The sequence below is a fragment of the Streptococcus plurextorum DSM 22810 genome, assembly GCF_000423745.1.
Taxonomy (GTDB): Bacteria; Bacillota; Bacilli; order Lactobacillales; family Streptococcaceae; genus Streptococcus; species Streptococcus plurextorum.
On record NZ_AUIO01000002.1, the window covers coordinates 156,521 to 180,519 of the forward strand.

The 23,999-nt window shown below is 39.8% G+C and carries 23 protein-coding genes and 2 pseudogenes; 12 read left to right on the forward strand and 13 right to left on the reverse strand.

Features of this window, described 5'->3' with window-relative positions; all coding sequences use genetic code 11:
• Positions 1–221 precede the first annotated feature (221 nt).
• Positions 222–1,415: a DUF308 domain-containing protein gene (locus G575_RS0102660; RefSeq protein WP_027971334.1), complete on the reverse strand. Its 1,194-nt coding sequence runs from the start codon at positions 1,413–1,415 to the stop codon at positions 222–224.
• Positions 1,416–1,535: 120 nt separating this feature from the next.
• Here G575_RS0102660 and G575_RS0102665 point away from each other — a divergent pair, with 120 nt between their 5' ends.
• The 3 genes from G575_RS0102665 to G575_RS0102675 all read left to right on the forward strand — a co-directional run bounded on the left by G575_RS0102665 (position 1,536) and on the right by G575_RS0102675 (position 5,645).
• Positions 1,536–2,330, forward strand: coding sequence for a peptidylprolyl isomerase (locus G575_RS0102665; protein WP_027971335.1), 795 nt, complete (start codon positions 1,536–1,538; stop codon positions 2,328–2,330).
• A gap of 207 nt (positions 2,331–2,537) precedes the next feature.
• Positions 2,538–4,142, forward strand: coding sequence for a CTP synthase (locus tag G575_RS0102670; protein WP_027971336.1), 1,605 nt, complete (start codon positions 2,538–2,540; stop codon positions 4,140–4,142).
• Positions 4,143–4,163: 21 nt separating this feature from the next.
• Entirely contained in the window at positions 4,164–5,645 is a 1,482-nt protein-coding gene (locus G575_RS0102675; protein ID WP_027971337.1) for a DUF1846 domain-containing protein, read from the forward strand.
• 61 nt (positions 5,646–5,706) lie between these two features.
• Here the strand turns inward: G575_RS0102675 and pheT are convergent, their stop codons facing one another.
• The 9 genes and pseudogenes from pheT to G575_RS0102720 all read right to left on the reverse strand — a co-directional run bounded on the left by pheT (position 5,707) and on the right by G575_RS0102720 (position 13,819).
• Positions 5,707–8,112 (reverse strand): phenylalanine--tRNA ligase subunit beta, encoded by a 2,406-nt coding sequence (gene pheT / locus G575_RS0102680; protein WP_027971338.1) that lies wholly within the window; start codon positions 8,110–8,112, stop codon positions 5,707–5,709.
• 47 nt (positions 8,113–8,159) lie between these two features.
• Positions 8,160–8,680: pseudogene (locus G575_RS11025) on the reverse strand (GNAT family N-acetyltransferase).
• A 3-nt stretch (positions 8,681–8,683) separates the two neighbouring features.
• Positions 8,684–8,986: a hypothetical protein gene (locus G575_RS0102690; protein WP_027971339.1), complete on the reverse strand. Its 303-nt coding sequence runs from the start codon at positions 8,984–8,986 to the stop codon at positions 8,684–8,686.
• Positions 8,987–9,008: 22 nt separating this feature from the next.
• Positions 9,009–10,055, reverse strand: coding sequence for a phenylalanine--tRNA ligase subunit alpha (pheS, locus tag G575_RS0102695; protein ID WP_027971340.1), 1,047 nt, complete (start codon positions 10,053–10,055; stop codon positions 9,009–9,011).
• A 463-nt stretch (positions 10,056–10,518) separates the two neighbouring features.
• On the reverse strand, positions 10,519–11,898 hold the full coding sequence (locus tag G575_RS0102700) for a sugar transferase (RefSeq protein ID WP_027971341.1): 1,380 nt from the start codon (positions 11,896–11,898) through the stop codon (positions 10,519–10,521).
• A gap of 162 nt (positions 11,899–12,060) precedes the next feature.
• Positions 12,061–12,342 (reverse strand): hypothetical protein, encoded by a 282-nt coding sequence (locus G575_RS0102705; RefSeq protein WP_027971342.1) that lies wholly within the window; start codon positions 12,340–12,342, stop codon positions 12,061–12,063.
• A pseudogene (locus G575_RS11030) lies at positions 12,329–13,018 on the reverse strand (phage minor capsid protein); the annotation flags it as partial. The gene G575_RS0102705 and the pseudogene G575_RS11030, both read right to left, overlap by 14 nt.
• Before the next feature lie 215 nt (positions 13,019–13,233).
• Positions 13,234–13,545 carry a hypothetical protein gene (locus G575_RS0102715; RefSeq protein ID WP_027971343.1) on the reverse strand — a complete coding sequence of 104 codons (312 nt, stop codon included), beginning with the start codon at positions 13,543–13,545 and terminating at the stop codon, positions 13,234–13,236.
• 79 nt (positions 13,546–13,624) lie between these two features.
• Positions 13,625–13,819, reverse strand: a complete 195-nt coding sequence (locus G575_RS0102720) for a helix-turn-helix domain-containing protein (protein ID WP_027971344.1) — start codon at positions 13,817–13,819, stop codon at positions 13,625–13,627.
• A gap of 221 nt (positions 13,820–14,040) precedes the next feature.
• Between G575_RS0102720 and G575_RS11845 the strand changes: the two genes are divergently transcribed.
• Complete coding sequence (locus G575_RS11845; RefSeq protein WP_083958822.1) at positions 14,041–14,208, forward strand: YjzC family protein; 168 nt, start codon at positions 14,041–14,043, stop codon at positions 14,206–14,208.
• A gap of 146 nt (positions 14,209–14,354) precedes the next feature.
• On the opposite strand, the gene G575_RS0102735 is transcribed toward G575_RS11845, so the two are convergent.
• Both G575_RS0102735 and G575_RS0102740 read right to left on the reverse strand, forming a co-directional pair.
• Complete coding sequence (locus tag G575_RS0102735; RefSeq protein ID WP_027971345.1) at positions 14,355–14,576, reverse strand: hypothetical protein; 222 nt, start codon at positions 14,574–14,576, stop codon at positions 14,355–14,357.
• A 20-nt stretch (positions 14,577–14,596) separates the two neighbouring features.
• The gene (locus G575_RS0102740; protein ID WP_027971346.1) at positions 14,597–14,833 is read right to left on the reverse strand and encodes a helix-turn-helix domain-containing protein; all 237 of its coding nucleotides are present in this window, start codon (positions 14,831–14,833) and stop codon (positions 14,597–14,599) included.
• Between the two features lie 181 nt (positions 14,834–15,014).
• On the opposite strand from G575_RS0102740, the gene G575_RS0102745 reads away from it, so the two are divergent.
• The 5 genes from G575_RS0102745 to G575_RS0102765 all read left to right on the forward strand — a co-directional run bounded on the left by G575_RS0102745 (position 15,015) and on the right by G575_RS0102765 (position 19,620).
• On the forward strand, positions 15,015–15,374 hold the full coding sequence (locus G575_RS0102745) for a helix-turn-helix domain-containing protein (RefSeq protein WP_027971347.1): 360 nt from the start codon (positions 15,015–15,017) through the stop codon (positions 15,372–15,374).
• Positions 15,375–15,380: 6 nt separating this feature from the next.
• Positions 15,381–15,770 carry an ImmA/IrrE family metallo-endopeptidase gene (locus tag G575_RS0102750; RefSeq protein ID WP_027971348.1) on the forward strand — a complete coding sequence of 130 codons (390 nt, stop codon included), beginning with the start codon at positions 15,381–15,383 and terminating at the stop codon, positions 15,768–15,770.
• Between the two features lie 13 nt (positions 15,771–15,783).
• Positions 15,784–17,439 carry an AAA family ATPase gene (locus G575_RS0102755; RefSeq protein WP_027971349.1) on the forward strand — a complete coding sequence of 552 codons (1,656 nt, stop codon included), beginning with the start codon at positions 15,784–15,786 and terminating at the stop codon, positions 17,437–17,439.
• A 57-nt stretch (positions 17,440–17,496) separates the two neighbouring features.
• Positions 17,497–18,354 (forward strand): DNA adenine methylase, encoded by an 858-nt coding sequence (locus G575_RS0102760; RefSeq protein WP_027971350.1) that lies wholly within the window; start codon positions 17,497–17,499, stop codon positions 18,352–18,354.
• 123 nt (positions 18,355–18,477) lie between these two features.
• Positions 18,478–19,620, forward strand: coding sequence for a tyrosine-type recombinase/integrase (locus G575_RS0102765; protein WP_027971351.1), 1,143 nt, complete (start codon positions 18,478–18,480; stop codon positions 19,618–19,620).
• Positions 19,621–19,766: 146 nt separating this feature from the next.
• On the opposite strand, the gene G575_RS0102770 is transcribed toward G575_RS0102765, so the two are convergent.
• On the reverse strand, positions 19,767–20,042 hold the full coding sequence (locus G575_RS0102770; protein ID WP_027971352.1) for an HU family DNA-binding protein: 276 nt from the start codon (positions 20,040–20,042) through the stop codon (positions 19,767–19,769).
• Between the two features lie 304 nt (positions 20,043–20,346).
• Here G575_RS0102770 and nrdH point away from each other — a divergent pair, with 304 nt between their 5' ends.
• From nrdH to nrdF, 3 genes are all read left to right on the forward strand, one after another.
• The gene (gene nrdH / locus G575_RS0102775; protein WP_027971353.1) at positions 20,347–20,571 is read left to right on the forward strand and encodes a glutaredoxin-like protein NrdH; all 225 of its coding nucleotides are present in this window, start codon (positions 20,347–20,349) and stop codon (positions 20,569–20,571) included.
• 37 nt (positions 20,572–20,608) lie between these two features.
• Positions 20,609–22,768, forward strand: coding sequence for a class 1b ribonucleoside-diphosphate reductase subunit alpha (gene nrdE / locus G575_RS11035; protein WP_037622536.1), 2,160 nt, complete (start codon positions 20,609–20,611; stop codon positions 22,766–22,768).
• A gap of 243 nt (positions 22,769–23,011) precedes the next feature.
• Positions 23,012–23,971 (forward strand): class 1b ribonucleoside-diphosphate reductase subunit beta, encoded by a 960-nt coding sequence (nrdF, locus tag G575_RS0102795; RefSeq protein ID WP_156874708.1) that lies wholly within the window; start codon positions 23,012–23,014, stop codon positions 23,969–23,971.
• The last annotated feature ends 28 nt before the right edge of the window (positions 23,972–23,999 follow it).

A 23,999-nucleotide genomic window follows, 5' to 3' on the forward strand; every position in this document is an offset into this window, starting at 1 on the left:
CAGCATATCACTTTTCAAAAAAGATTGAACTTTGACTTAGTAAATAACTACCGCTCAATAGCTTCACGGCTAACGAAAACCTCCGAAACACTAGTTTCAGAGGTTGACAATTTTAGGCGCTAAAATGAAGGATTTAGCAATATTTCTCAGTTATTGCTCTCGGTTTTAAAAAGGTTACAAAGTCTCCTGGCGTAAATCTCCTGCTTAGCCTGAGACAGCCTTTAATGATTATTTTTATTGATGAGATAAAATTCTCCATTTTTTTCTTCAAAATTGAGATAAACTTCTTCAAGATAGCCATCACTTGTCTCATCTGCTATATAATAAATAGATAAACTGCGCTCAAAGCCATCTCCGTAATTACTCAAATGCTCACTAGCATCTGTAGGTGCGCCAAATTTGGCTTGGATATCAGACCATTTTGTCCCTAACTCTATCGAGCTGTAGTCTCCCACCACTAAAGCATCAAAATCTGCTTGAGTCCAAGTGGATTGGTAGTCCTCTGTTCTTATCGCTATTTTCTGATTTGAAAGGTCGGCCGCAAAACCATCACTAGCAATCCAACTGCCCGATGAATCTTGTTTGAAGGTAATACTAACATAAGCAAGACTATCATCAGCGTAGTAGCTTAGCTCTAAATAGTTCTCTGCGAGGTAAGCATCATCTGCTTTTCCAAATTGTGACAAAATCTTTTCGATGGATGTTCCTGATGTGCCATCGTAACCTGAAAAATCGATCTCCCTAAAGTCTAACTCTGTCCAAACAAATTCATATGATTCGTCAACATAAGCATCAAGCGCTGAATCTCCAGAAACTTCCCATTCATCTTCCCAAACGTCTTCTGCTTCATACGCCAGCGCCAAACGATACCTTACCTCTGATAAGACCTGGTAAGCTCCTACACTACTGCCTACGGCAAAACTAAAAATAGCTAACGGCAAAGCAATGATGGATAAGGTTTTAGAGGTTTTTTGAAAATTAAACACTAAACTTAAAATCCCCAATACTAAGGCAATAAAAGCCACGCTAAAAATAATATATGGGGATTTGACAAATAGGCTAACAAGAAGAGCAATTCCTGATAGGACAAATGAGACGATCGGAAGTGCCATCATCTCCTTTTTTGAAGCACTAGATGAGCCTGTCTCTGAAAAGACTGCTGTTTCTCCATTGTGAAGAGAGTCGGGTAATACCTCTGGTTCACTAGCACTTATCTCCTCTGTCTGATCTTCAGACAGTTGCTCAGTTTGCTCCTGGCTACTTTTTCCTTCTTCCTCAAACACTCTTCCCTCTGAAACTGGTAAAATAGCTTTTGGGTCATAGCCACTCTTCTCTGCAGCTAACAATTCAATTTCAGTCGGTTTCCGACCGATAACCTCCTCGAAAAGGTCTATCCATTCTTCTCTGGTTTTCATCACAATTTCCTTCTAAATGTTTTTTTACATTATACCATATTTCTGCCTTCCTTATCATTTTTAAGCAAAATCAACCGCCTTTATGATAAAATAAAGTAATTTACAAAAAAAGGAGTTCTCATGTCTAAATTTTTTAAACTTTCAGCACTGGCTTTAGTGTCTCTGACCTTTTTAACAGGGTGCAATCAATTAGACCGTGCCATCAAAGGTGATGAGTATGCCGATGCTAAACTTGCTGCTCAAAAAGCTGAAGAACGGATTACTAAACTTAATCAAGACAGCACCGTTTTCCCACAATTATCAGAAGAAGTTGCTGAAAATGAGGCAGCTGTTATCATGCATACCAGCAAAGGCGACATCACAATCAAACTCTTTCCTGAAGAGGCGCCTTTAGCGGTTGAAAATTTTCTGACACATGCTAAAGATGGTTATTATAACGGCGTCATTTTCCATCGGGTGATTAGCGATTTTATGATTCAGTCTGGAGATCCTCAAGGGGATGGAACTGGTGGTCAATCCATCTGGAAAGATAAAGACTCTAGTATCGACCAGGGCTTTGGGTTTAAAAATGAAATTTCTGATTACCTCTACAACATCCGAGGGGCTCTTTCGATGGCAAATGCTGGCCCTGATACTAATGGTAGCCAATTCTTCATCGTTCAAAACCAGCAAGACTGGTCGTCTCAATTAGACACCCAAATCTATCCTAAAAAGATTATCGAGGCTTATCAAAAAGGTGGTTTCCCAGCCCCAACTGGTGGAGATGGGAATTACACTGTCTTTGGTCAAGTTATTAAAGGAATGGATGTGGTCGATAGCATCGCAACAGTCGAAACCGACTCATCCGACAAACCTTTGGAAGCTATTACCATTGATTCCATCGAAATCATCAAAGACTATAATTTTGCAAAATAAGACTGAATTTTATTTTCTTTCTTGACAAGTTAAGAAGACTCTGATATATTACTGTTCGGGCACCTCTTTTAGGAGGACGACTAAAAAGCTCCCTAGTTTCTAGGGGGCTTGTTTTGTTTTTCCCTGTTATTTTATTTTGAGAAAGGGATGTTCGGCCACGTTATTTCGTCGAACAGGAGACAAGAATCTCCACAGGTAATTTTTAATATGGCAAAATACATTTTTGTAACTGGTGGTGTCGTGTCGTCAATCGGTAAAGGAATTGTGGCAGCAAGTTTAGGACGTCTCTTGAAAAATCGTGGCTTAAAAGTCACGATTCAAAAATTTGACCCTTATATCAACATTGATCCTGGAACGATGAGTCCTTACCAACACGGTGAAGTTTACGTGACAGATGACGGTGCTGAGACTGACCTTGACCTTGGTCACTACGAACGTTTCATTGATATCAACCTCAATAAATATTCCAATGTGACAACAGGTAAAATTTACAGCGAAGTGCTTCGTAAGGAACGCAAAGGAGATTATCTAGGAGCTACCGTCCAAGTGATTCCACATATCACAGATGCTCTTAAAGAAAAGATGAAAGCAGCTGCTACCACAACCGATTCTGATATCATCATCACTGAGGTTGGAGGAACTGTGGGGGATATTGAAAGCCTGCCTTTCCTTGAAGCGCTCCGCCAAATGAAAGCTGACCTTGGTTCTGACAATGTCATGTATATCCACACCACCCTTCTCCCCTACCTAAAAGCAGCTGGTGAAATGAAGACCAAGCCCACCCAACACTCTGTCAAAGAGCTCCGTGGCCTAGGGATTCAGCCTAATATGCTGGTTATCCGAACAGAACAACCTGTCGAGCAAAGTGTCAAAAACAAACTAGCACAATTCTGTGACGTGGCTCCAGAAGCCGTTATCGAATCACGCGATGTGGAACACCTCTATCAAATCCCGCTCAACCTTCAAGCTCAAAACATGGACCAAATCGTCTGCGACCATCTCAAAATAGAAGCTCCTAAAGCTGATATGACCGAATGGTCTGCCATGGTGGATAAGGTCCTACATCTTAAGAAAAAAGTCAAGATTGCTTTAGTCGGCAAGTACGTTGAATTACCTGATGCCTATCTATCTGTCGTAGAGGCCCTCAAACATTCAGGATATGTCAATGATGTTGTTATCGACTTAGACTGGGTTAATGCTGCAGAGTTAACCTGCGAAACTGTCGCTGACCGTCTTAGTCACGCTCAAGGAATTATTGTCCCTGGAGGTTTCGGTCAACGTGGCACTGAAGGGAAAATCCAAGCCATTCGTTATGCGCGTGAAAACGACATCCCTATGCTTGGCATCTGCCTTGGCATGCAACTGACTTGTATCGAGTTTGCCCGTCATGTGCTCAAACTCCAAGGAGCAAATAGCTTTGAACTCGACCCAGAAACACCTTATCCTATCATTGACATCATGCGAGACCAAATCGGTATCGAAGACATGGGAGGTACTCTACGACTAGGCCTTTACCCTTGTAAACTAAAGGCTGGTAGCCAAGCTGCAAAAGCCTATCAAAACCAAGAAGTCATTCAACGTCGTCACCGTCATCGCTACGAATTCAACACCAAATTCCGCGAGCAATTTGAAGCCGCTGGCTTTGTCTTTTCAGGAGTTTCTCCTGACAATCGTCTCATGGAAATCGTGGAAATACCAGATAAAAAATTCTTTGTGGCTGCTCAATACCACCCAGAATACCACAGCCGACCAAACCGTGCTGAAGAACTCTACACTGCCTTTGTTACCGCAGCGGTAAACAATCACTCATAATCATCAAGAAAAGGAATTACCATGAAACAAGCATTTAGCTCAGAACAATATCTTAATTTACAACGCGATCATATTTTGGAGCGCATCGCTCAATTTGACGGAAAGCTCTACATGGAGTTTGGGGGTAAGATGTTAGAAGATTACCATGCAGCGCGTGTGCTCCCAGGCTATGAACCAGACAATAAAATTAAGCTTCTTCATGAGCTCCGAGAACAGGTCGAAATTGTCATCGCTATCAATGCTAGCAATATTGAACAATCTAAGGCACGTGGAGATTTAGGGATTTCTTATGACCAAGAAGTGCTACGTCTCATCGACAAATTTAACGACTTGGACATTTATGTCGGTTCTGTTGTCATCACTCAATATAAGGGGCAAGCTGCAGCAGATGCCTTTCGTAAGGAATTAGACAAAAATGGCATTACCTCCTATTTGCATTACCCTATTGCTGGCTATCCTACTGCAATTGACCACATTATCTCACCAGAAGGGATGGGGAAAAATGACTACATCAAAACCAGTCGTAACCTCATTGTCGTAACAGCGCCAGGTCCTGGTTCTGGTAAACTTGCCACCTGTATCTCTCAGCTTTACCATGATCAAATCAATGGGGTAAAATCAGGCTATGCTAAATTTGAAACTTTCCCTGTCTGGAATCTTCCGCTCCACCACCCTGTCAATTTGGCCTATGAGGCAGCGACTGCTGACCTTGATGACCTCAACATGATCGACCCCTTCCACCTGGAAACTTATGGTAAGACTACCATCAACTATAACCGCGATATTGAAATTTTCCCTGTTGTCAAACGTATGCTAGAACGTATTCTTGGTCAATCACCGTATGCCTCTCCTACAGACATGGGAGTCAATATGGTGGGGTTTGCCATTATTGATGACGAAGCCGCTAAAGAAGCTTCTAAACAGGAGATTATACGCCGTTACTATCAAACGCTAGTGGACTTTAAGGCAGAGCGTGTCAAAGAATCAGCTGTCAAAAAAATTGAGTTGCTCATGAATGATCTGGGCATTTCACCATTAGATCGTCTGGTGACAAAAGCTGCGCGTGAAAAGGCTCTGAAAACTGGAGCACCTGCTCTTGCCCTACAGTTACCAAATGGTCAAATCGTCACTGGAAAGACTTCTGAACTCTTTGGACCTTCAGCTGCTGTGATTGTCAACGGTATCAAAGCACTCGCGGGAATCACTAAACCCACCCATCTGATTGAACCAGAATATGTCAAACCTATTCAAAATCTCAAAATCAATCATCTTGGCAACCGTAATCCTCGTCTTCACTCGAGTGAGCTCCTCATTGCTCTAGCCATCACTGCCATGACCAGCCAAGAAGCTGATAAGGCGATGAAAGAACTGGGCAACTTAAAGGGGTCAGAAGTGCATTCAACCGTGAACCTTCCTGAAGAAGATAAGAATGTTTTCCGAAAATTAGGAATAAATGTTACCTTTGACCCTATTTATCAACAAGATAAACTCTACCGCAAATAAAAAATCCACCTCAGGTGGATTTTTTTGATTAACTACTTTTCTGAAGGAAGCGGTGTGGTGTTTAACGCACTTCTGCTCCAACATTTTCTGTCAAAGCTTTGGTGATTTTTTCCATATAGCCCGCAACTTCCTCATCTGTCAGATTGTCTGATGGGTTTTGGAAAGTCAAACTATAAGCCATAGACTTCTTGCCAGCTTCGATATTGCTACCAGCGTAGACATCAAAGAGCTTCACCTCTGTCAGACGTTTAACGCCTGCTGAGGCAATGGCATCTAGGATTTCCTGATGGCTAGTTTCTTGGGACAATAGCAGAGCGATGTCACGTGACACTGCTGGGAATTTTGTAATCTCTACAAAAGGACTTGACGGTGCCAGGGCAGCCTCAATAGCTGTCAAGTTAAGTTCTGCCACATAAGTCTCTGGCACACCATAGTCTTTGGCTGTTTGCGGATGCACTTGTCCCACAAAACCAATGGTCTGTCCACCCAGAACAAGAGCTGCTGTGCGTCCTGGATGCATGCTATTAAGTGACTTATCCGCCACATACGCCACTGACAGTCCAAGTTTGTCAAAGAGAGCTTCAAGAATTCCCTTAGCATAGAAGAAATCTACTGGTGTTGCCTTGGTTTGGAAATCTTTTTCAGTCACCAAACCAGAAAGCGCAAAGGCAAAGGTGTCAATCTCTTGTGGGAGATCTGTGCTAACATCTCCCGTCTGATGGAAGATTTTACCAATTTCATAAATAGCGACATTGCTATTTTTACGATTAACATTATAGGCAACCGTATCTAACATGCCAGACACCACATTCTGACGAAGAACCGAGCGGTCAACGGTCATAGGCCACATAAGCTTGGTCAAAGCTGTTTTTTCCAACGTAAAGTCAAGAGCTTTTTCTGGGGTCGTCAAAGCATAAGAAATGATCTCTGTCAGACCTGCGCCTTCTGCAATGGTACGCACCTTACGGCGGAGTGCTTGTGTTGATGTCAATTCACCTGCTGTACCTGCTGCTTCGGGAAGCGTCGTTGGTAGCTTATCGTAACCGTAGATACGGGCAATTTCCTCAACCAAGTCCGCCTGAATGGTAATATCCCAGCGACGACGTGGCACTGATACAGTAAACTGCTTCTCATCGCCAGAAAGCCCAAAGCCAAGCTGAGCAAAAATCCTCTCGATATCTGCAAATGACAAGTTTGTCCCGAGACGAACATTAACATAATCGAGACTTGTCGATACGTCAACAGGCTTGGTATCAAGCTGACCAGCTGCTACGCGACCCATAAGCACCTGACCACCTGCTAATTCCTCCAGCATTGCAGCCGCAAAATCAAGAGCTTCGGTTACGGTTTCAACGTTGATGCCTTTTTCAAAGCGTGAAGAACTTTCAGAACGTAGATTCAAGCGACTAGAAGTCTTCCGGATGGCTTTACCATCAAAGACCGCTGCTTCAAGAAGGACATTTTTTGAGGTCTTATCAATTTCTGTCGATTGACCTCCCATAACGCCACCTAGGGCTACAGGCTTATCGTTCACTGTGATAACGATATCCTCACCTGTCAAGTCGCGTTCTTCCCCATCAAGAGTTATCAACTTTTCACCCGCACGAGCCTCTCTCGCAAGGAGGGACTGACCTTCAAACTTATCAAGGTCAAAGGCATGCATGGGTTGACCAAAATAGAGCAACACATAATTGGTGACATCAACCACATTGTTAATCGGGCGAATGCCAGCATTCATAAGCTTGTTTTGTAGCCATTGTGGAGACGGTGCTACAGCGACATTCTCCACCACACGACTCGCATAATAGGCAACTTTCTCCGAATCAATAGCGACAGCAATACGCTCACTAGCTGCTCTGCTAGTTTCCAACAAGGGTTTGCTGTCAAAGCTTACTGTTTTGCCGTAGATTGCCGCCACCTCATGTGCCACTCCGCGCATAGATAGCGCATCTGCTCGGTTTGGAGTGATAGATAGCTCAATAATCTCGTCATCAAGGTCAAGGTAAGGGAAAATGCTGTCCCCTGGCACTGCATCTTCTGGGAGAATTTGAATGCCGTCTGAAAATTCCTTTGGAATAATAGCATCTGATAAGCCTAGCTCTTGAAGAGAGCAAATCATGCCAAGGGATTCCATACCACGGATTTTCCCTTTTTTGATTTTGTAGTTATCTGCGATACGTGCACCAGGAAGGGCCACAATAACCTTGATCCCCGCGGTCACATTTGGAGCTCCGCAGACGATTTGACGTGGTTCTCCATCTCCTGTGTCCACCTGACAGAGATGGAGATGAGTCTCTGGCACGTCCTCACAAGAGATGACATGACCAACAACCACTTTTGACAGACCTTCTGAAGGTGTCGAAACCCCTTCTACTTCAATGCCTGTCGTTGACATTTTTTCAGCTAAGTCTGATGATGGCACATCAATGTCCACCAATTCTTTAAGCCATTTGTACGATACTAACATAGATTACCTGCGGAAATCCCGCTTATCTTCCTTTCCTTATCTTTCATTTACAAACGTTTTTTTAAGAGCCAATCCGTGTCTACCTTATCTTCTGCCACGTAAAAAGCATGTTCCGAAAACTTTTCAAAGCCATAGTTTTTGTAAAAGCGCTGAGCTTTTAGATTATGTTCCCAAACACCCAACCAAGCATAGGTAAAACCTTTTTCAGTTGCCATGTCTAAAGCAAATTCAAACAACTTTTTCCCTAGACCTAAGCCTTGATAGTCTCTGAGCACATAAAGCCTTTGAATTTCAAATGCATTTTCAAGCTGGTGCTCCGTCTGTGCAGAACCCCAATTGACCTTTAAAAATCCAGCTATCTGGTCATCGACGGTGACAAAATAATGGTCAGATTCAGGGTTTTTAACTCTTCACTCAGTAGGGATAAACTGTAGGTCTCACGATAATAAGTTTCTAATTGCTCTGGACTATTGTCGTGACCAAAAGTCTCTGTGAAGGTTTTTTTCGCCAGATTTTGCAGAAGAGTCCCCTGATTTGTCTGGATTGGTTTCAGTTGAATCCTTGCCATTTCCTAATCCTTCAGGGTTATAGATTGGATATTGTCGATACGAACGAGCTTGATTTCCTTATCACCTTTTGTTTTAGTCCGTGATAGTTTTACCCATTCGCCATCAACTCCTAAAATGTCATAGGTATTAGCTACTTCAAACCAACTGTCCAATTCAACCAGACATTTCTGCCCAATACATTCTTTTAGCAGTTCTGACATGTTTTGCTTTCCCTCTCGCTGATTTCCTTTTTTCACTTGTCTGCTTAATGCCTTCAATTCACCTAAAACCACTAGAAATAGGAAGACACAAATTACTTGCCACATAAGCTTACCTCATTTTCAGTTCTCAGCCCTTAAATTGTTCTGAGAAGCGGACATCACCTTGATAGAAGCCACGAATGTCATTGATACCATAGCGGAGCATGGCGATACGCTCTTGTCCTAAACCAAAGGCAAATCCTGAAAATTCTTCTGAGTTAACACCAGACATTTCCAAAACTTGCGGGTGAACCATTCCAGCACCTAGAATCTCAATCCAACCAGTCTTCTTGCAAACGTTACAGCCATCACCGCCACACTTGAAGCAAGACACATCCACTTCAACCGATGGTTCTGTAAATGGGAAGTAGGATGGACGCAGGCGAATCTTACGCTCCTCACCAAACATCTTCTTAATAATCATCTCAAGGGTTCCTTTTAGGTCTCCCATTGAAATGTTTTTACCAACAACCAAGCCTTCGATTTGGTGGAATTGATGTGAGTGAGTTGCATCGTCTGTATCACGACGGAAAACCCGTCCTGGCGAAATCATCTTCAATGGCCCTTTTGAAAAATCATGCTCATCAAGGGTACGCGCCTGAACAGGCGACGTATGAGTACGGAGTAAGATTTCTTCTGTGATGTAGAAGGTGTCTTGCATGTCACGAGCTGGGTGATCTTTTGGCAAATTCATGCGCTCAAAGTTGTAATAATCTTTTTCAACTTCATAACCATCCACAATTTGGAAGCCCATGCCTAAGAAAATATCTTCGATTTCCTCTGATGTTTGCGTCAGTACATGACGGTTACCGAGTGACATCTTGCGACCTGGTAGGGTGACATCTAGGCTTTCTTGCTCAAGCTGTGCCTGAATTTTTGCATCCTCAACAAACTGTGCGGTTCTCTCAAAAGCTTCCGTTAGGACATCACGAACCTCGTTAACTTGTTTTCCAACAATAGGTTTCAGGTCATTAGACAACTCTTTAAGACCTTTTAAAAGTTCGGTCAGAGAGCCTTTTTTCCCAAGAACAGCTACACGCAATTCTTGCAATTCCTTGCTGTGATTACCGTTCATTTCCATTAATTTAGCTTGAGTTGACACCTTCAACTCTTCTAATTGCGCTTGTAAATCCATCATTTTTATACAAAAGGGGTTAAGATTTCTTAAAAACCTGTCCCTTTCTTTGATTACAATTGCCTGGCAACTATAATCAAAACTTCCTTTCATTATGTAATCTGTTGAATAGTGAACATCAAAAACCGCATGCCACTGCTCCCTAAAATCGGAGCGTTGACACGCGGTACCATCCGTTTTCGTTTGACGTTAAACATCAAACCTTCATTCCTTGCCCTTAAGCGAGTGAATTCCATCAGCTTTCACTGGCTTGGCTTTCAGTCACGACCAAGCTCCCTAGTCAGTTTCCCCTGATATACTAGTCTCGCAGGCACTATTCAATTGTACTCTATTTTATCAAAAAACGATAAATATGGCAAATAGAATCCTAGAAATCTCACTCCTCGCATCAAAAATACATGTCACCTTTTCAGGCGACATGCATTGGTTTCTACGTGCTAACTGCTAAATCATCAGTAATGATCTATTTACTCCCCTTCATCTTAAAGACGACAAAAACGGTTTTGACAAGAATCTTAATGTCAGACCAAATTGTCCAGTTGTTGATATATTCCGTATCCAGTTTGACGATTTCATCAAAATCCTTAATGTCACTGCGACCAGATACCTGCCAAAGACCAGTAATACCTGGTTGGAAACTTAACCTACGTTTCTGAGCTAAGGTATATTGATTGTATTCATCAACTGTTGGTGGACGTGTCCCAACAAGACTCATATCTCCAATTAAGACGTTCCAAAACTGTGGTAATTCATCAATGCTCGTCTTACGGATAAACTTCCCAATAGGTGTGATACGAGGGTCATCATCCATCTTAAACATCAGACCGTCCATCTCATTTTTTGCCATCAATTCTTTTTTCATCTCTTCAGCGTTGATATGCATGGAGCGGAATTTATAAAACTTAAAAATACGACCATTTTTTCCAACACGATCCTGAGCAAAAATAGCCGGACCACCATCCTTACGGATGAGGGGAACAACAAAGAGACCAACAAGACCACAGATAAATAAGCCAACAAGGGCCCCTAAAATATCAAGTAATCGTTTTAAGACAAGATGACTGTATTTCTTGAAATGACTAGAAATGGTGATGACTTCATAGCCTAGTAAGGTTTGGAATTTCTTTTCCCCGATAATATTCGAATCGATAGAATTGATGTTGATCGAAGCAGGAATGCCAACGCTCTCGGATAGGGCCAACAAGCGCTTGGCATCAAGCATTTCTGAAGGCACATCAATCAACAAATGATCCACAACAGACTTTGTGATGTAAGATTCCATCAAATGAATGGGAACATTGTGGAAATAGTCATCTCTAAGGTAATCGGGATCATCAATAAACGTAACCGCTGCAACTGTCCCGAAGAACTGGGTGAGGTCATGATCTGGGTGAGCTAGGAAACGCTCAAATCGATTCACCGTCGTTACCAAATAGATTTTACGAGCAGCATCAGATACTGAAAAACTGCTACGGTATTTTTTCAATAGCAAATTTGTCAACAAAAGCAGCCCATAATCCAGTAAAATAAAATAAAGTGCTCCTCTTCTGGAAAGGATGAAATCGTGTTTCAAGATAAACGAGAGGGTCACAATGGTTACAAACAAAGTCAAGCTATATTTTAAGGTGGCATAAACTTCCTCTAGGTAGCCACGCTTATCAAATGTTCTATGCAAAGCGCTCAAACTAAAGGAGATAAAATGCCCCAGTATAATAATAGGAAAATTTGAAAAGGTCAAATCTGATTGAGGAATCTGCGTAACAATATAGACTGAAATCAAAGCAGGCAATATATCAATAAATAGCATGGCTAGTTTTTGCCACTCTTCTCGTTCTCTTTCCATTGCTACATACTCCTCTAATTCTATCCGTTATTTAATCACATGCATAGAACATTGTACTAAATTTCCTAAGAAAATTCAAAATTTTTCTCAAACCTTTTCTTCCTTATGAGAGCTTACCGAGGTAAATCAGCTTTCCTGTGTCAAAAAAGCACTTAGATCGAACTAAGTACTGATTTTTACTAATTGTTTTGCTTTTTCGTAATACGGTTTAAGGAACTTTATAAAACCTTGAGTATCGTTTGTGTCGTGTTCTTCAAGGAACATGAAGAATTCATAATCACAAAATAAATCGAACATTTCAGGATTTTCTTTGTCCCACCCCTCCGCGAACTCTTCATCTTCCCCTAGTAGGGCATTGAAATCAAATGAAAAGTCCCAAAAATCTTCAAGCTTACCACTAATCGCCTCTTCTAGCATAGATAATGCTTTTTCACTGTACTTCATACGGTGCAAATCCTTTCATTCGTCTTGTCTTCATCATCGTTACTACAATACCCGTATCAGGTTCTGTGATATAGAGGATACTGTTATAGTACCTTGTAAGTCTGCCATTCTGCTCTGATACATAGTTAGGAGGCAGAGAAAAAGCGGTTCTAACTGTCTCATAGTTGTATACGAACGTTCCGTTTTTGCGTCTCATACGCTCTATGTAGCGCGCTATCGCATGATCTCCAAACACTATCCCATCTTTTTTGAAATTAAAGTAAGCTTCTACCGCCTGTTGCTTCTGCTGCTCAGTCAGTTTCTCGTTAATATCTCCCTTGAAATAATTGACAATCCTATTATCATACCTTAAAGACTCTTTCTCAGAGCCACTTAATGGCTTGAAATCACTATAAGATTTGGGTGCTTTATTTCCCAAATTTTGTAGTATTTCAGAATACTCTTTTTTCAACCTTTTGTCAATTGATTTATAAAGATTTTTAACATTTTCTTTGTTGTAATAATATTTTTCGTTGTCCTTAAAACGATAGAGAAACGGATTATCATTTAACAAGGCTTTTAAAGCGTGCTTCTGATTACCTAGCTTCATCTTGTAACGGTCTATCAACTCCATATCGCCCAATTTCTTAGCCACATGGATTTGTTCTTTGGTAAAGCGAATAGACCGCTCTAAAGCTCTCTGCTTGGCTTATACATTAAGGTCATACTAAGGCAATTGACCTACTAATTTTATGCCCCAAATTGAAGCAAAAGACTTTTGCTTTATCTCCAACCTCCCAGAGTCACTCCCCTGACTCTGGGAGCCCCAAACCACACAAAAAAGCCCATCGAACAAGCTAGAAAGCTTGATATGACGGACTTTTAAAGGGTAGATTATTTTACAGCGTCTTTTTACGCTCCTAACTGTTTTTCTCGTTTGATATTTTCAAGCATTTCTGCCAATGTTTCTTTTTTTGGTCTGTATCGATTGCGACTTTTCCACTTGATAAATAATCGGAAACCTTCGTAGTTAACAAAAACAATTCGATGAGTTGGATTTTCAATATATTGCCTGAAGTCCGGATGCTCACGCATTTCTGCTGCCCAAACCTTAGCCGTTCCGACTGTCAATCCTTCCCAGATTTGGCAGAGGTGTACATAGTCACCAGCTTCAGCCTTTTCAGACTGTTTGGCCGGTCTGTAGACTAATTCTGCTTTTGGCATAGCAATTCATTCCTTTCTGTGTTATAATTTTGTTAGATATTTTGGTAAGCTCCTGACCTTTGTCAAGGAGCTATTTTTATTAGCTTTTCGCTAATTCGTCCAGGCTCACATCAAGAGCCTTGGCGATTTTTTTTACTGTTTCAAAATGCAGATCCTTAACCTTTCCGTCACGAAGTCGATAAAGCATTGCTGGATCAAGTCCTGCATTCAAAGCTAACCTATAAACCGAAAAATTTTTTTCAGTCAAAATTCGTTCGATATTTTTCCACAACATATAGTTTCACTCCTTATCAATATTTATATAATTAGTTTTTATGTTTATACAGATTTATACACTACATATAGTGTTGTCTTCGCTTATATGCACTATATGTTGACAATCTTGCTTTTTTATACTATAATAAACCCATAACAATCAGGAAAAAAATCCAACTTTAACTACCAAATCAAATGGTTTTCTCCTGTGCGTCAAATATTAAAGAAAGGAGAAACGATATGAGTAAAAATCTAATCAAACCAGGAACTGACAATCAACCTGCAGGGACTTATCAAGAAGTTGGTCCTCGCGGTGGCCAAGTTTCTGGTGGTCGTGTGGTACACATCGACAATGGCGACCGCTTACCACCTACTCAAGAACCTGGTCGAAACTGGGTCAAACAATAACCCATTGAGCGTGTCAAATTTTGATACGCTTTTTCCATAGGCAGAAACACTTGCCGAAAATATTGATTTGTATCCAGCTCTCAGCATACCTCTGATTGTTCTCTGTGTACTTTGTTATGTAGTGATGTAACATCCCCTCCTCCTTCCTAGTCCTCAAGAACTAGACGCTTAGTCTTGATGATGACTTCTTCAATACGAGCACGTTTCAAGCCTTTACTGATAAAATAATCAATAATAGCACTACGGCTCATTCCTGTACCAAGCGACAAGTTATCAACCTCGTCGTAGTTCTCACGACTAATGACCACTGTGGGACGGTTATTCCCTTTCTGCCCTGTACTTGGGCGACCGTATCTTTGCTTTGACATGTTAGTCCCTTTCTAGTTTGTTAGTTGGGTAGTTTCCGTTCGGGAACGTTGTCTTCAAAAAAAATTCCTAATTCATCTCTTGAAAATCCAAGGATTGAGGCAATATTCGCGAACTCATTCACGCCGATATCTACCAAACCATTCTCTCGTTTAGCGTATAAAGCGCGGTCCTTCAAACCCATACGGCTTGCCACCTCGTCTTGAGTTAGACCTTTTGCTATACGTTCTGCTTTTAGACGTTTTAAATTTATTTTCATCTATACTCCTTTCTTGATAACTTTCGTCGTTCCTGTTTTGGAACAATTTTAGTATATATCCTTCGTTCCAATTTGTCAACACTTTTTTTGAAAAAAATACAAAAAATATTTTTTTTGCTTTTATTTGTGTTTTTTTGGGAACGGTGTTATAATGTAATCAAATTTAAAAAGGAGAAAAATTATGAGGACCAATGAAGAAATAATCCAAATACTAATGGATAAATTGGGAGAAAAAAATATCTCAATGAGCGAGTTGGCCCGTCGTACAGGAATTGCCAAATCAACACTTTCTAGATATTTTAATAAAACAAGAGAATTTCCACTAAACCGCGCTGACAAATTTGCTAGCGTTTTAGGAATATCAACTGAATATTTGCTCGGTATGGAAACAACGCCTGAAAATCTCCCTACTCCCACAATCGATTTCAAGGAAATGGCAGCAGAGTCCATGTCTTATGACGGCATGCCTCTCAACGATGAGGATATCGACCTCATCGCCTCAATCCTCGAAACTCGCATGAAAAACAGAGATAAGGAATAATTGCCTATGATGACACCAGAGTCAGTCTGCGCAGAGCGTGGCATTGATTTGGTCTATTTTGACGGTAGAGATACGGACAAGAAAGGCATATACAACAAGCGTGCGAACATGATTGCCGTCGATGTCTACTTGGACGATGTCGAGAGAAAGAAAGTCATCTACCACGAAATGGGCCATGAAGACCACAACCCGTCCCAATACGACCGCAAACGCGAACAATATGAACTACAAGCAGACAGGAATATGATCCACTACCTGGTCAAAGAAGAACTAGCCCTGATGGACGATATTAGCGAATTTAATTATGTCCGCTTTATGGAAAAATACGACTTAAAAACCACGGTCGATGAAACCATGGTGATTGAGGAGTATAATAATTTAAAAAGCATATTTTAAGGAGTAGACTTCATTGTCAAATTATCAATCTAAAAAACAACTAGGAATTACTGATAATAAAAGCATTATCATTGAATCCATAAAAGGTATCAATATTAAAAATTTTCGATTAATAAGTAATCAAGAGTTTAATCTAGGTAAGCAGATTACTATTGTGTCAGGTAGAAATGGCACTATGAAATCTACTATTATGGGATTAGTTGCACACCCTTTTGAAACTGATGAAAAATCAATTACAGGTGAAAAAATGTCTACGTCATTTAGCGAAGTTTTTAAACTTTCCCTAACAAAAGACAAACAGTATGAGTACGATATCAAAATGGATATTAATCATAATAATGAAACAAAAAATTTAATTGAACCTGTAAAAATGTATAACAGATCGAATAGGTTTCGTCTAGTCCCTAGCGGAAGTGAAAAAGGGGATGGTTTTTTTAATCTTCCCTCAGTTTATATTAATCTAAAAAGATTATATCCACTAGTCGCTATTTCAGATGAAGAAATTAGAGAACTAAATATAGAATATAATGACAAGGAAAAAGAATTTATCTCTAAATTCTATGAACGAATATTTGCTAAAACTGAATTCTCAACTTTCCAAACTTACGAAACTGATTCTAATAGTGTGCATAAAAATCCGATAGGTCCAGGCACTACGGCGAGTTATGATATAACATCGATTTCTTCAGGAGAGGATAACCTTAGTGCTTTTGTTAAAATATTAATCTCGTTCATGAGAGTCTTTCAATCTAAGTCTGATGCAAAACAACTAACCGGCTTACTTTCAATTGATGAATTCGAGGCAAGTTTACATCCAATAGCCCAATTAAATCTATTTAATTTTTTATTAGAGTGGTCAAGAAATTATAATGTTCAAATTTTGCTAAATACCCATTCATTATATCTTATTCAAGAAGTAATGAAAATGGAGACTAGATTAAACAACAAAGTAATCCGTATCAATTTTATTACGAAACGTTTTTCGGACCATTTAGAAATCTATAGCAATCCACAATTTAAGTTTGCTAAAGAAGAGCTTACGCTAACACGTGATGAATATACAGAAACTTTATCAAAGGTAACCGTACTCTGCGAAGATCAAATTGCAGAACAATATATAAAGCAAATAGCAGGAAGGGATATATCAAAACGATGTAATTTTATAACTAATGTAACGGGAGAAACTGGCAGTAGTTGGAAAACATTAAAATCTCTTGCAAAAAATGGATTTACATTACTGTCCGATGCAAGAGCTCTGATAATTTTTGATGCTGATATCATACCTAAAGATATAGGTAAAACAAAATTTGATAAAATATTGTATCTACCGTCAATTACGGAGAATAAGCTCCCTCTTGAAAAAGAGATAGTTAATTATATTCTTAATCTCCCTGATAATCATGACTTCTTTAAAAAATTCAGTAAAACAAAAGGAATGTTTTGTCAAAGCTTTACAGAATTTAATATTTCGTTAACTACCGATAAAATTAAAGATGAAAAAGTTGACTACTACAAAAATTGGTTTAATTCTATACCTAAAAAAGAAACAAATAAATATCGAAATTATATGATTAAAGATAATCATAAAATATTCGATGAATTTAAATTAACTTTAAAAAACAAAATCAATGAAGTTTTTGAGGAAAACGGAATTCCCACAATTGAATAATTAGGCTGGCCAAAATAAAATAAATAGTGTATTCTAAATAGAAAGGAGGTATAACATATGAAAAATATAAGCCCATTAAGATATCCCGGTGGGAAGTCTCAAGTTTACGATTATGTCAGAGAACTTGTTGTAGCTAACAACGCTACAACCTATATCGAGCCTTATATGGGAGGTATGGGGATTGCTCTAAGATTGCTATTAAATAAAGATGTTAATAAAATCATGGTAAATGATTATGATAAATCAATATATGCGTTTTGGTATTCTGTTTTAAATTACACAGATCAACTCATAGAAAAAATAGAGAATACTCCTGTTACAATTGAAGAATGGAAAAAACAAAGAAACATCCAGCAAAATAAAAACACCTGCGACAACTTGCTCTTGCTTGGTTTTTCGACCTTATTCCTTAATCGTACAAATCGTTCAGGGATTATAAAAGCCGGTGTAATCGGTGGCCTAAAACAGGACGGAGATTACAAACTCGACTGTCGCTTTAATAAAAAGAAAACCATTGAGAAAATAAAAATAATTGCTTCTATGAAAAATCGCATTAAACTTTACAATATGGATGCTGAAAAATTTATCCGTTTAAATATTTCTAGAACGAAAAATTCATTCACTTTTTTCGACCCTCCTTACTACTTAAAAGGTCCTGGTTTATATACAAACTTTTATAATCATGAAAACCACCTCAGTTTGGCCAAGACTATAAAAAAATATATGTCTAATAAAAAATGGATTCTTACATATGATATTTCAGAAGAAATATTTAAAATGTATAACGACTTTCGAAATGAAAAGTATTATCTGAACTATTCGGTGACAAAACCTAGTAAAGGAATAGAATATATTTTCTATTCTGAACAACTAAACATTCCACCAGCAACACACCATTTGAAAAAAGCTAAATAAAAAGCCCCACGCTCTCAAAGTTTGGCGACTCAGAGCGTGAGGCGAATTCGATATAGTAAAAACCTGCTTTTGCAGTAGGTCTCTTTACTATACCCATTTTAACACAGAAATGAGGTAAAATCAATGTGGCCAGAAGCACATAAATCGGGAAAAATAAATTTTGTTGAAAGATACAAAGACCCGTACACTAACGAGTGGAGAAGGACATCTACGCTCATGGAGAAAGATACTCCACGGATCAGAAAAGAAGCTCAGAAGATATTGGATGCGAAGATAGCTAATATCCTCAGCAATCTGAAGGCCTCTGAAATGCTTTTTACAGACCTTTTTGACCAGTGGTGGGGTTTTTATCGCCAAGAGATAAAACGCTCCTCTATCGCCTCGTTAGAGGGCAATATAAGAGAGATAAGAGAAAGTTTCGGATTAAATATCAAAGTAACAGCCATTGATCCCAAATATGTCCAAAATTACCTAGATAAACTGGATTGCTCCAGGAACAAGAAAGAGCGTAACAAATCCATGTTGAATCTTGCTTTTGATTATGCAGTAGACCTGGACATCATCAAAGACAACCCTGCTAGGCGGGCTAAACTGCCACGGATCAAAAAGACTTTGGAAGACTGGAAGAAGATTGAAGAAAAGTATCTTGAGGAAGATGAAATTAAGCCCCTGCTGAAAGAATTATTCAGGCGACCTAGCACATACCGAACTGCATTACTAGCAGAATTTATGAGTCTTAACGGCTGCCGTATCGGCGAAGCTGTCAGTCTTGAGCCAGAAAACCGTGATTTTGAGACCAAGATTTTACAATTACACGGTACCTACGACCATACTGAAGGCTATCGTAACGGTGAGAAAACAACTCCAAAGACAGTCGCATCGTACCGTGAAACATTAATGACCAAGCGGGAAATGGAAATTATCGAGGAATTGGAATTTATGAATGAGCTAGAAAAAAATACCAATCCACGGTACAAGGACATGGGCTACATATTCACAACTAAAAATGGTGTACCGATACAAACAAATTCTTTCAACCTAGCCTTGAAGAAAGCTAATGAACGACTCGAGAAGCCAATCAAAAAAAATCTGACCAGCCACATCTTCCGCCACACCTTGGTCAGTCGCCTGGCAGAGAATAGAGTACCACTCAAAGCAATCATGGACCGTGTAGGACATGCAGACGCTAAGACAACAACCCAAATTTATACCCACGTCACAAAAAAACTCAAAGCAAATGTAGCTGAAATCATGGAAAATTACTAATTTTATGCCCCAAATTGAAGCAAAAGACTTTTGCTTTATCTCCAACCTCCCAGAGTCACTCCCCTGACTCTGGGAGCCCCAAACCACACAAAAAAGCCCATCGAACAAGCTAGAAAGCTTGATATGACGGGCTTTTAAAGGGTAGATTATTTTACAGCGTCTTTAAGTGCTTTACCAGCTTTGAATGCTGGAACTTTAGAAGCTGCAATCTTGATTTCTGCACCAGTTTGTGGGTTGCGACCTGTACGAGCAGCGCGCTCACGAACTTCGAAGTTACCAAAGCCAATAAGTTGAACTTTCTCACCTGCTGCAAGATAGTCAGCTACCGCTGCAAACACTGCATCAACTGCAGCTGCTGAATCTTTTTTAGTCAATGAAGTTGCTTCAGCAACTTTTGCAATCAAATCTTGTTTGTTAGCCATGTTAACAAATCCTCCAATTTTTTTATGGGCTATGCCCTAACAAAGATTATCATATCTTAAAAACCCTTTACAGTCAAGTTTTAGAAATCATTTTTCTCACTTAATCAGAAAAATTCTGCCTATTCTTAGCTTAGCAAATCCCCTTTATTCCCTAAAGTGATTTTCAGGTTACAATTCCAAAAACACTATATCTTGTATTCTTCAAAAACAAGCCCTACAACATTTTGTGCTTGACTCAAATTTAATACTTGATTTTTTGGTAATTTTTGATATGCTAATAAGGTATTACTTTAAGGAGAAAAACATGGCAAAAATTACGGTTTATTCTAAAAACAACTGCATGCAATGTAATATGACTAAAAAATTCTTGGAAAAAGCTGGCGCAGATTTTGAAGAAATCAATATTGATGAAAAGCCAGAATTTATCGAACACGTGAAGTCTCTTGGTTTCACAGCTGCTCCCGTCATCGAAGCTGGCGATACCGTTTTTTCTGGTTTCCAACCTGGTAAATTGAAAGAAATTATTTAATTACTTTCTTCAATAATTGAAAGAAAAGGATTTTTAGATGTCATTAAAAGATTTGGGCGATATTTCTTACTTCCGCCTCAACAATGAAATTAACCGTCCCATTAACGGACAGATTCCCCTCCATAAAGACAAAGAAGCCTTAGACGCTTTCTTTAAGGAGAATGTTATCCCAAACACTAAGCAGTTTGACAGCATGATGGACAAGGTCCACTACCTGATTGAACATGACTACCTTGAAAAAGAATTTATCAGCAAATACACGCCTGATTTCATCGAAAAACTAGCGCAGGATTTAAAAGGGGAAAACTTCCAATTTAAGTCCTTCATGGCTGCCTATAAGTTCTACCAACAATATGCTTTGAAAGACAATGCTGGCGACTTTTATCTCGAATCCATTGAAGACCGTGTAATGTTTAACGCCCTCTATTTTGCAGATGGTAATGAAGCACTAGCACATGACTTAGCGATGGAGATGATTCACCAACGTTATCAGCCTGCTACACCATCATTTCTTAATGCTGGGCGTAGCCGTCGCGGAGAGCTGGTGTCATGTTTCCTTATCCAGGTGACTGATGATATGAACTCTATCGGGCGTTCGATCAACTCTGCATTGCAATTGTCCCGTATCGGTGGAGGTGTTGGTATTTCTCTCAATAACCTTCGTGAAGCTGGTGCTCCTATCAAAGGCTTTGCTGGTGCTGCTTCTGGGGTCGTTCCTGTTATGAAACTTTTTGAGGATAGCTTCTCCTACTCTAACCAGCTTGGTCAGCGTCAAGGGGCAGGCGTGGTTTACCTCAACGTGTTCCACCCAGACATCATCGCTTTTCTGTCGACGAAAAAAGAAAATGCAGATGAAAAAGTGCGTGTCAAAACTCTATCACTTGGTGTAACTGTCCCAGATAAATTCTATGAATTGGCACGCAAAAATGAAGACATGTACCTCTTTAGCCCTTACACAGTGGAAAAAGAGTACGGCATTCCTTTTAACTATATCGACATCACAGAAATGTATGACGAGTTAGTTGCCAATCCTAATATCACAAAAACCAAAATCAAAGCACGTGACTTGGAAACAGAGATTTCTAAACTCCAACAAGAATCTGGCTACCCTTATATCGTCAACGTTGATACAGCAAACCGTAGCAACCCTATTGATGGTAAAATCATCATGTCAAACTTGTGTTCAGAAATCCTACAAATTCAAACCACTAGTACCATCAATGACGGTCAAGAGTTTACACAAATGGGTATGGATATCTCATGTAACTTGGGATCTACCAATGTCATCAACATGATGACTTCCCCTGACTTTGGTAAGTCTATCAAAGCAATGACACGCGCCCTCACCTTTGTCACTGATTCTTCTAGTATCGATGCCGTCCCAACTGTCAAATACGGCAATGAACAAGCTCACACTATTGGACTAGGAGCAATGGGGCTTCATTCTTATTTGGCTGTCAACCATATTGAGTATGGTTCTCCTGAGTCTATCGAGTTTACAGACATTTACTTTATGCTGATGAACTACTGGACCTCGGTGGAGTCAAATGCTATCGCACGTGAGCGTGGGGTAACCTTTGCTAATTTTGACAAATCTGCCTACGCAGACGGTTCTTATTTTGATAAGTATGTAACCGGTCAATTTCAACCAAAATCTGATTTGGTTAAAGAGCTTTTCAAAGACCACTTTATTCCGACTGGGAACGATTGGGCGGCACTTCGCGACTTGGTTAAAGCGCACGGCCTCTATCACCAAAACCGCTTAGCAGTAGCGCCAAACGGCTCTATCTCATACATTAATGACTGCTCTGCTTCTATCCACCCAATCACACAGCGCATTGAAGAGCGCCAAGAAAAGAAAATCGGTAAAATTTACTACCCAGCTTATGGGCTTTCAACCGACACCATCCCTTACTATAAATCAGCCTATGATATGGACATGCGTAAGATGATCGATGTCTATGCTGCTGCCACTGAACACGTGGATCAAGGGCTTTCTATGACCCTCTTCATGCGTAGCGAGATTCCTATGGATCTCTATGAATGGAAAACAGAGAGCAAACAAACCACTCGCGACCTCTCTATCCTACGTAACTATGCCTTCAACAAAGGTATTAAGTCTATCTACTACGTCCGCACCTACACTGATGACGGTGAAGAAGTCGGCTCAAATCAATGTGAATCTTGTGTTATCTGATACAAGTGCGAGCAAAAATCCAAGCCAAGAGCTTGGATTTTAATATAGTAAAAATAGCCTTCTAGACACAGGCTTACTATAATACCTAGGACAGTCATAATTGATAAAAAAGAAGCTAAAACAATTAGAAAGCACTAGACAACGCTTTCTCAAATCCTTTCAGGAATCACGTCCTCCTTTTAGCCAATTATATTAAAAAATGATATAATATGACGAGTAAAGCTTAGAAAGAAATTGGGAGTAATCATGAACTACTACAACGCCATAAACTGGAACGCTATTGAAGATGTTATTGACAAGTCTACTTGGGAGAAATTAACTGAGCAATTTTGGTTAGATACCCGTATCCCACTATCTAACGACTTGGACGATTGGAGAAAGCTCTCTCCTATTGAAAAGGACTTGGTTGGTAAAGTTTTCGGAGGTCTGACCCTTCTTGATACCATGCAATCTGAGTCAGGTATTGAAGCTATCCGTGCTGATGTTCGTACTCCTCACGAAGAGGCTGTTCTTAACAATATCCAATTCATGGAGTCTGTCCATGCTAAATCTTACTCTTCTATCTTCTCAACCCTAAACACCAAAAAAGAAATCGAAGATATTTTTGAATGGACCAATAACAACGAATACCTCCAGAAAAAAGCGCAAATCATCAACGATATTTACCAAAATGGTAATGCGCTTCAGAAAAAGGTTGCCTCAACTTATCTAGAAACTTTCCTTTTCTATTCAGGTTTCTTCACACCTCTCTACTATCTTGGAAACAATAAACTGCCTAACGTAGCTGAAATCATCAAGTTGATTATCCGTGATGAATCTGTACACGGCACCTACATCGGTTACAAATTCCAACTTGGTTTCAATGAATTAAGCGAAGCAGAACAAACGGAATTCCGTGATTGGATGTATGACCTTCTCTATCAACTGTATGAAAATGAAGAAGACTACACACGCTCGCTGTATGACGCTGTAGGGTGGACAGAAGAAGTCCTTACTTTCCTTCGCTACAATGCTAACAAAGCCCTTATGAACCTTGGACAAGATCCCCTTTTCCCTGATACTGCTAATGATGTTAACCCTATCATCATGAATGGTATCTCAACAGGAACCTCTAACCATGACTTCTTTAGCCAAGTCGGCAATGGTTACTTGCTCGGTACCGTTGAAGCCATGCAAGATGATGATTATAATTACGGCCTCTAACCCCTTGACACCAATCAATTGATTGGTG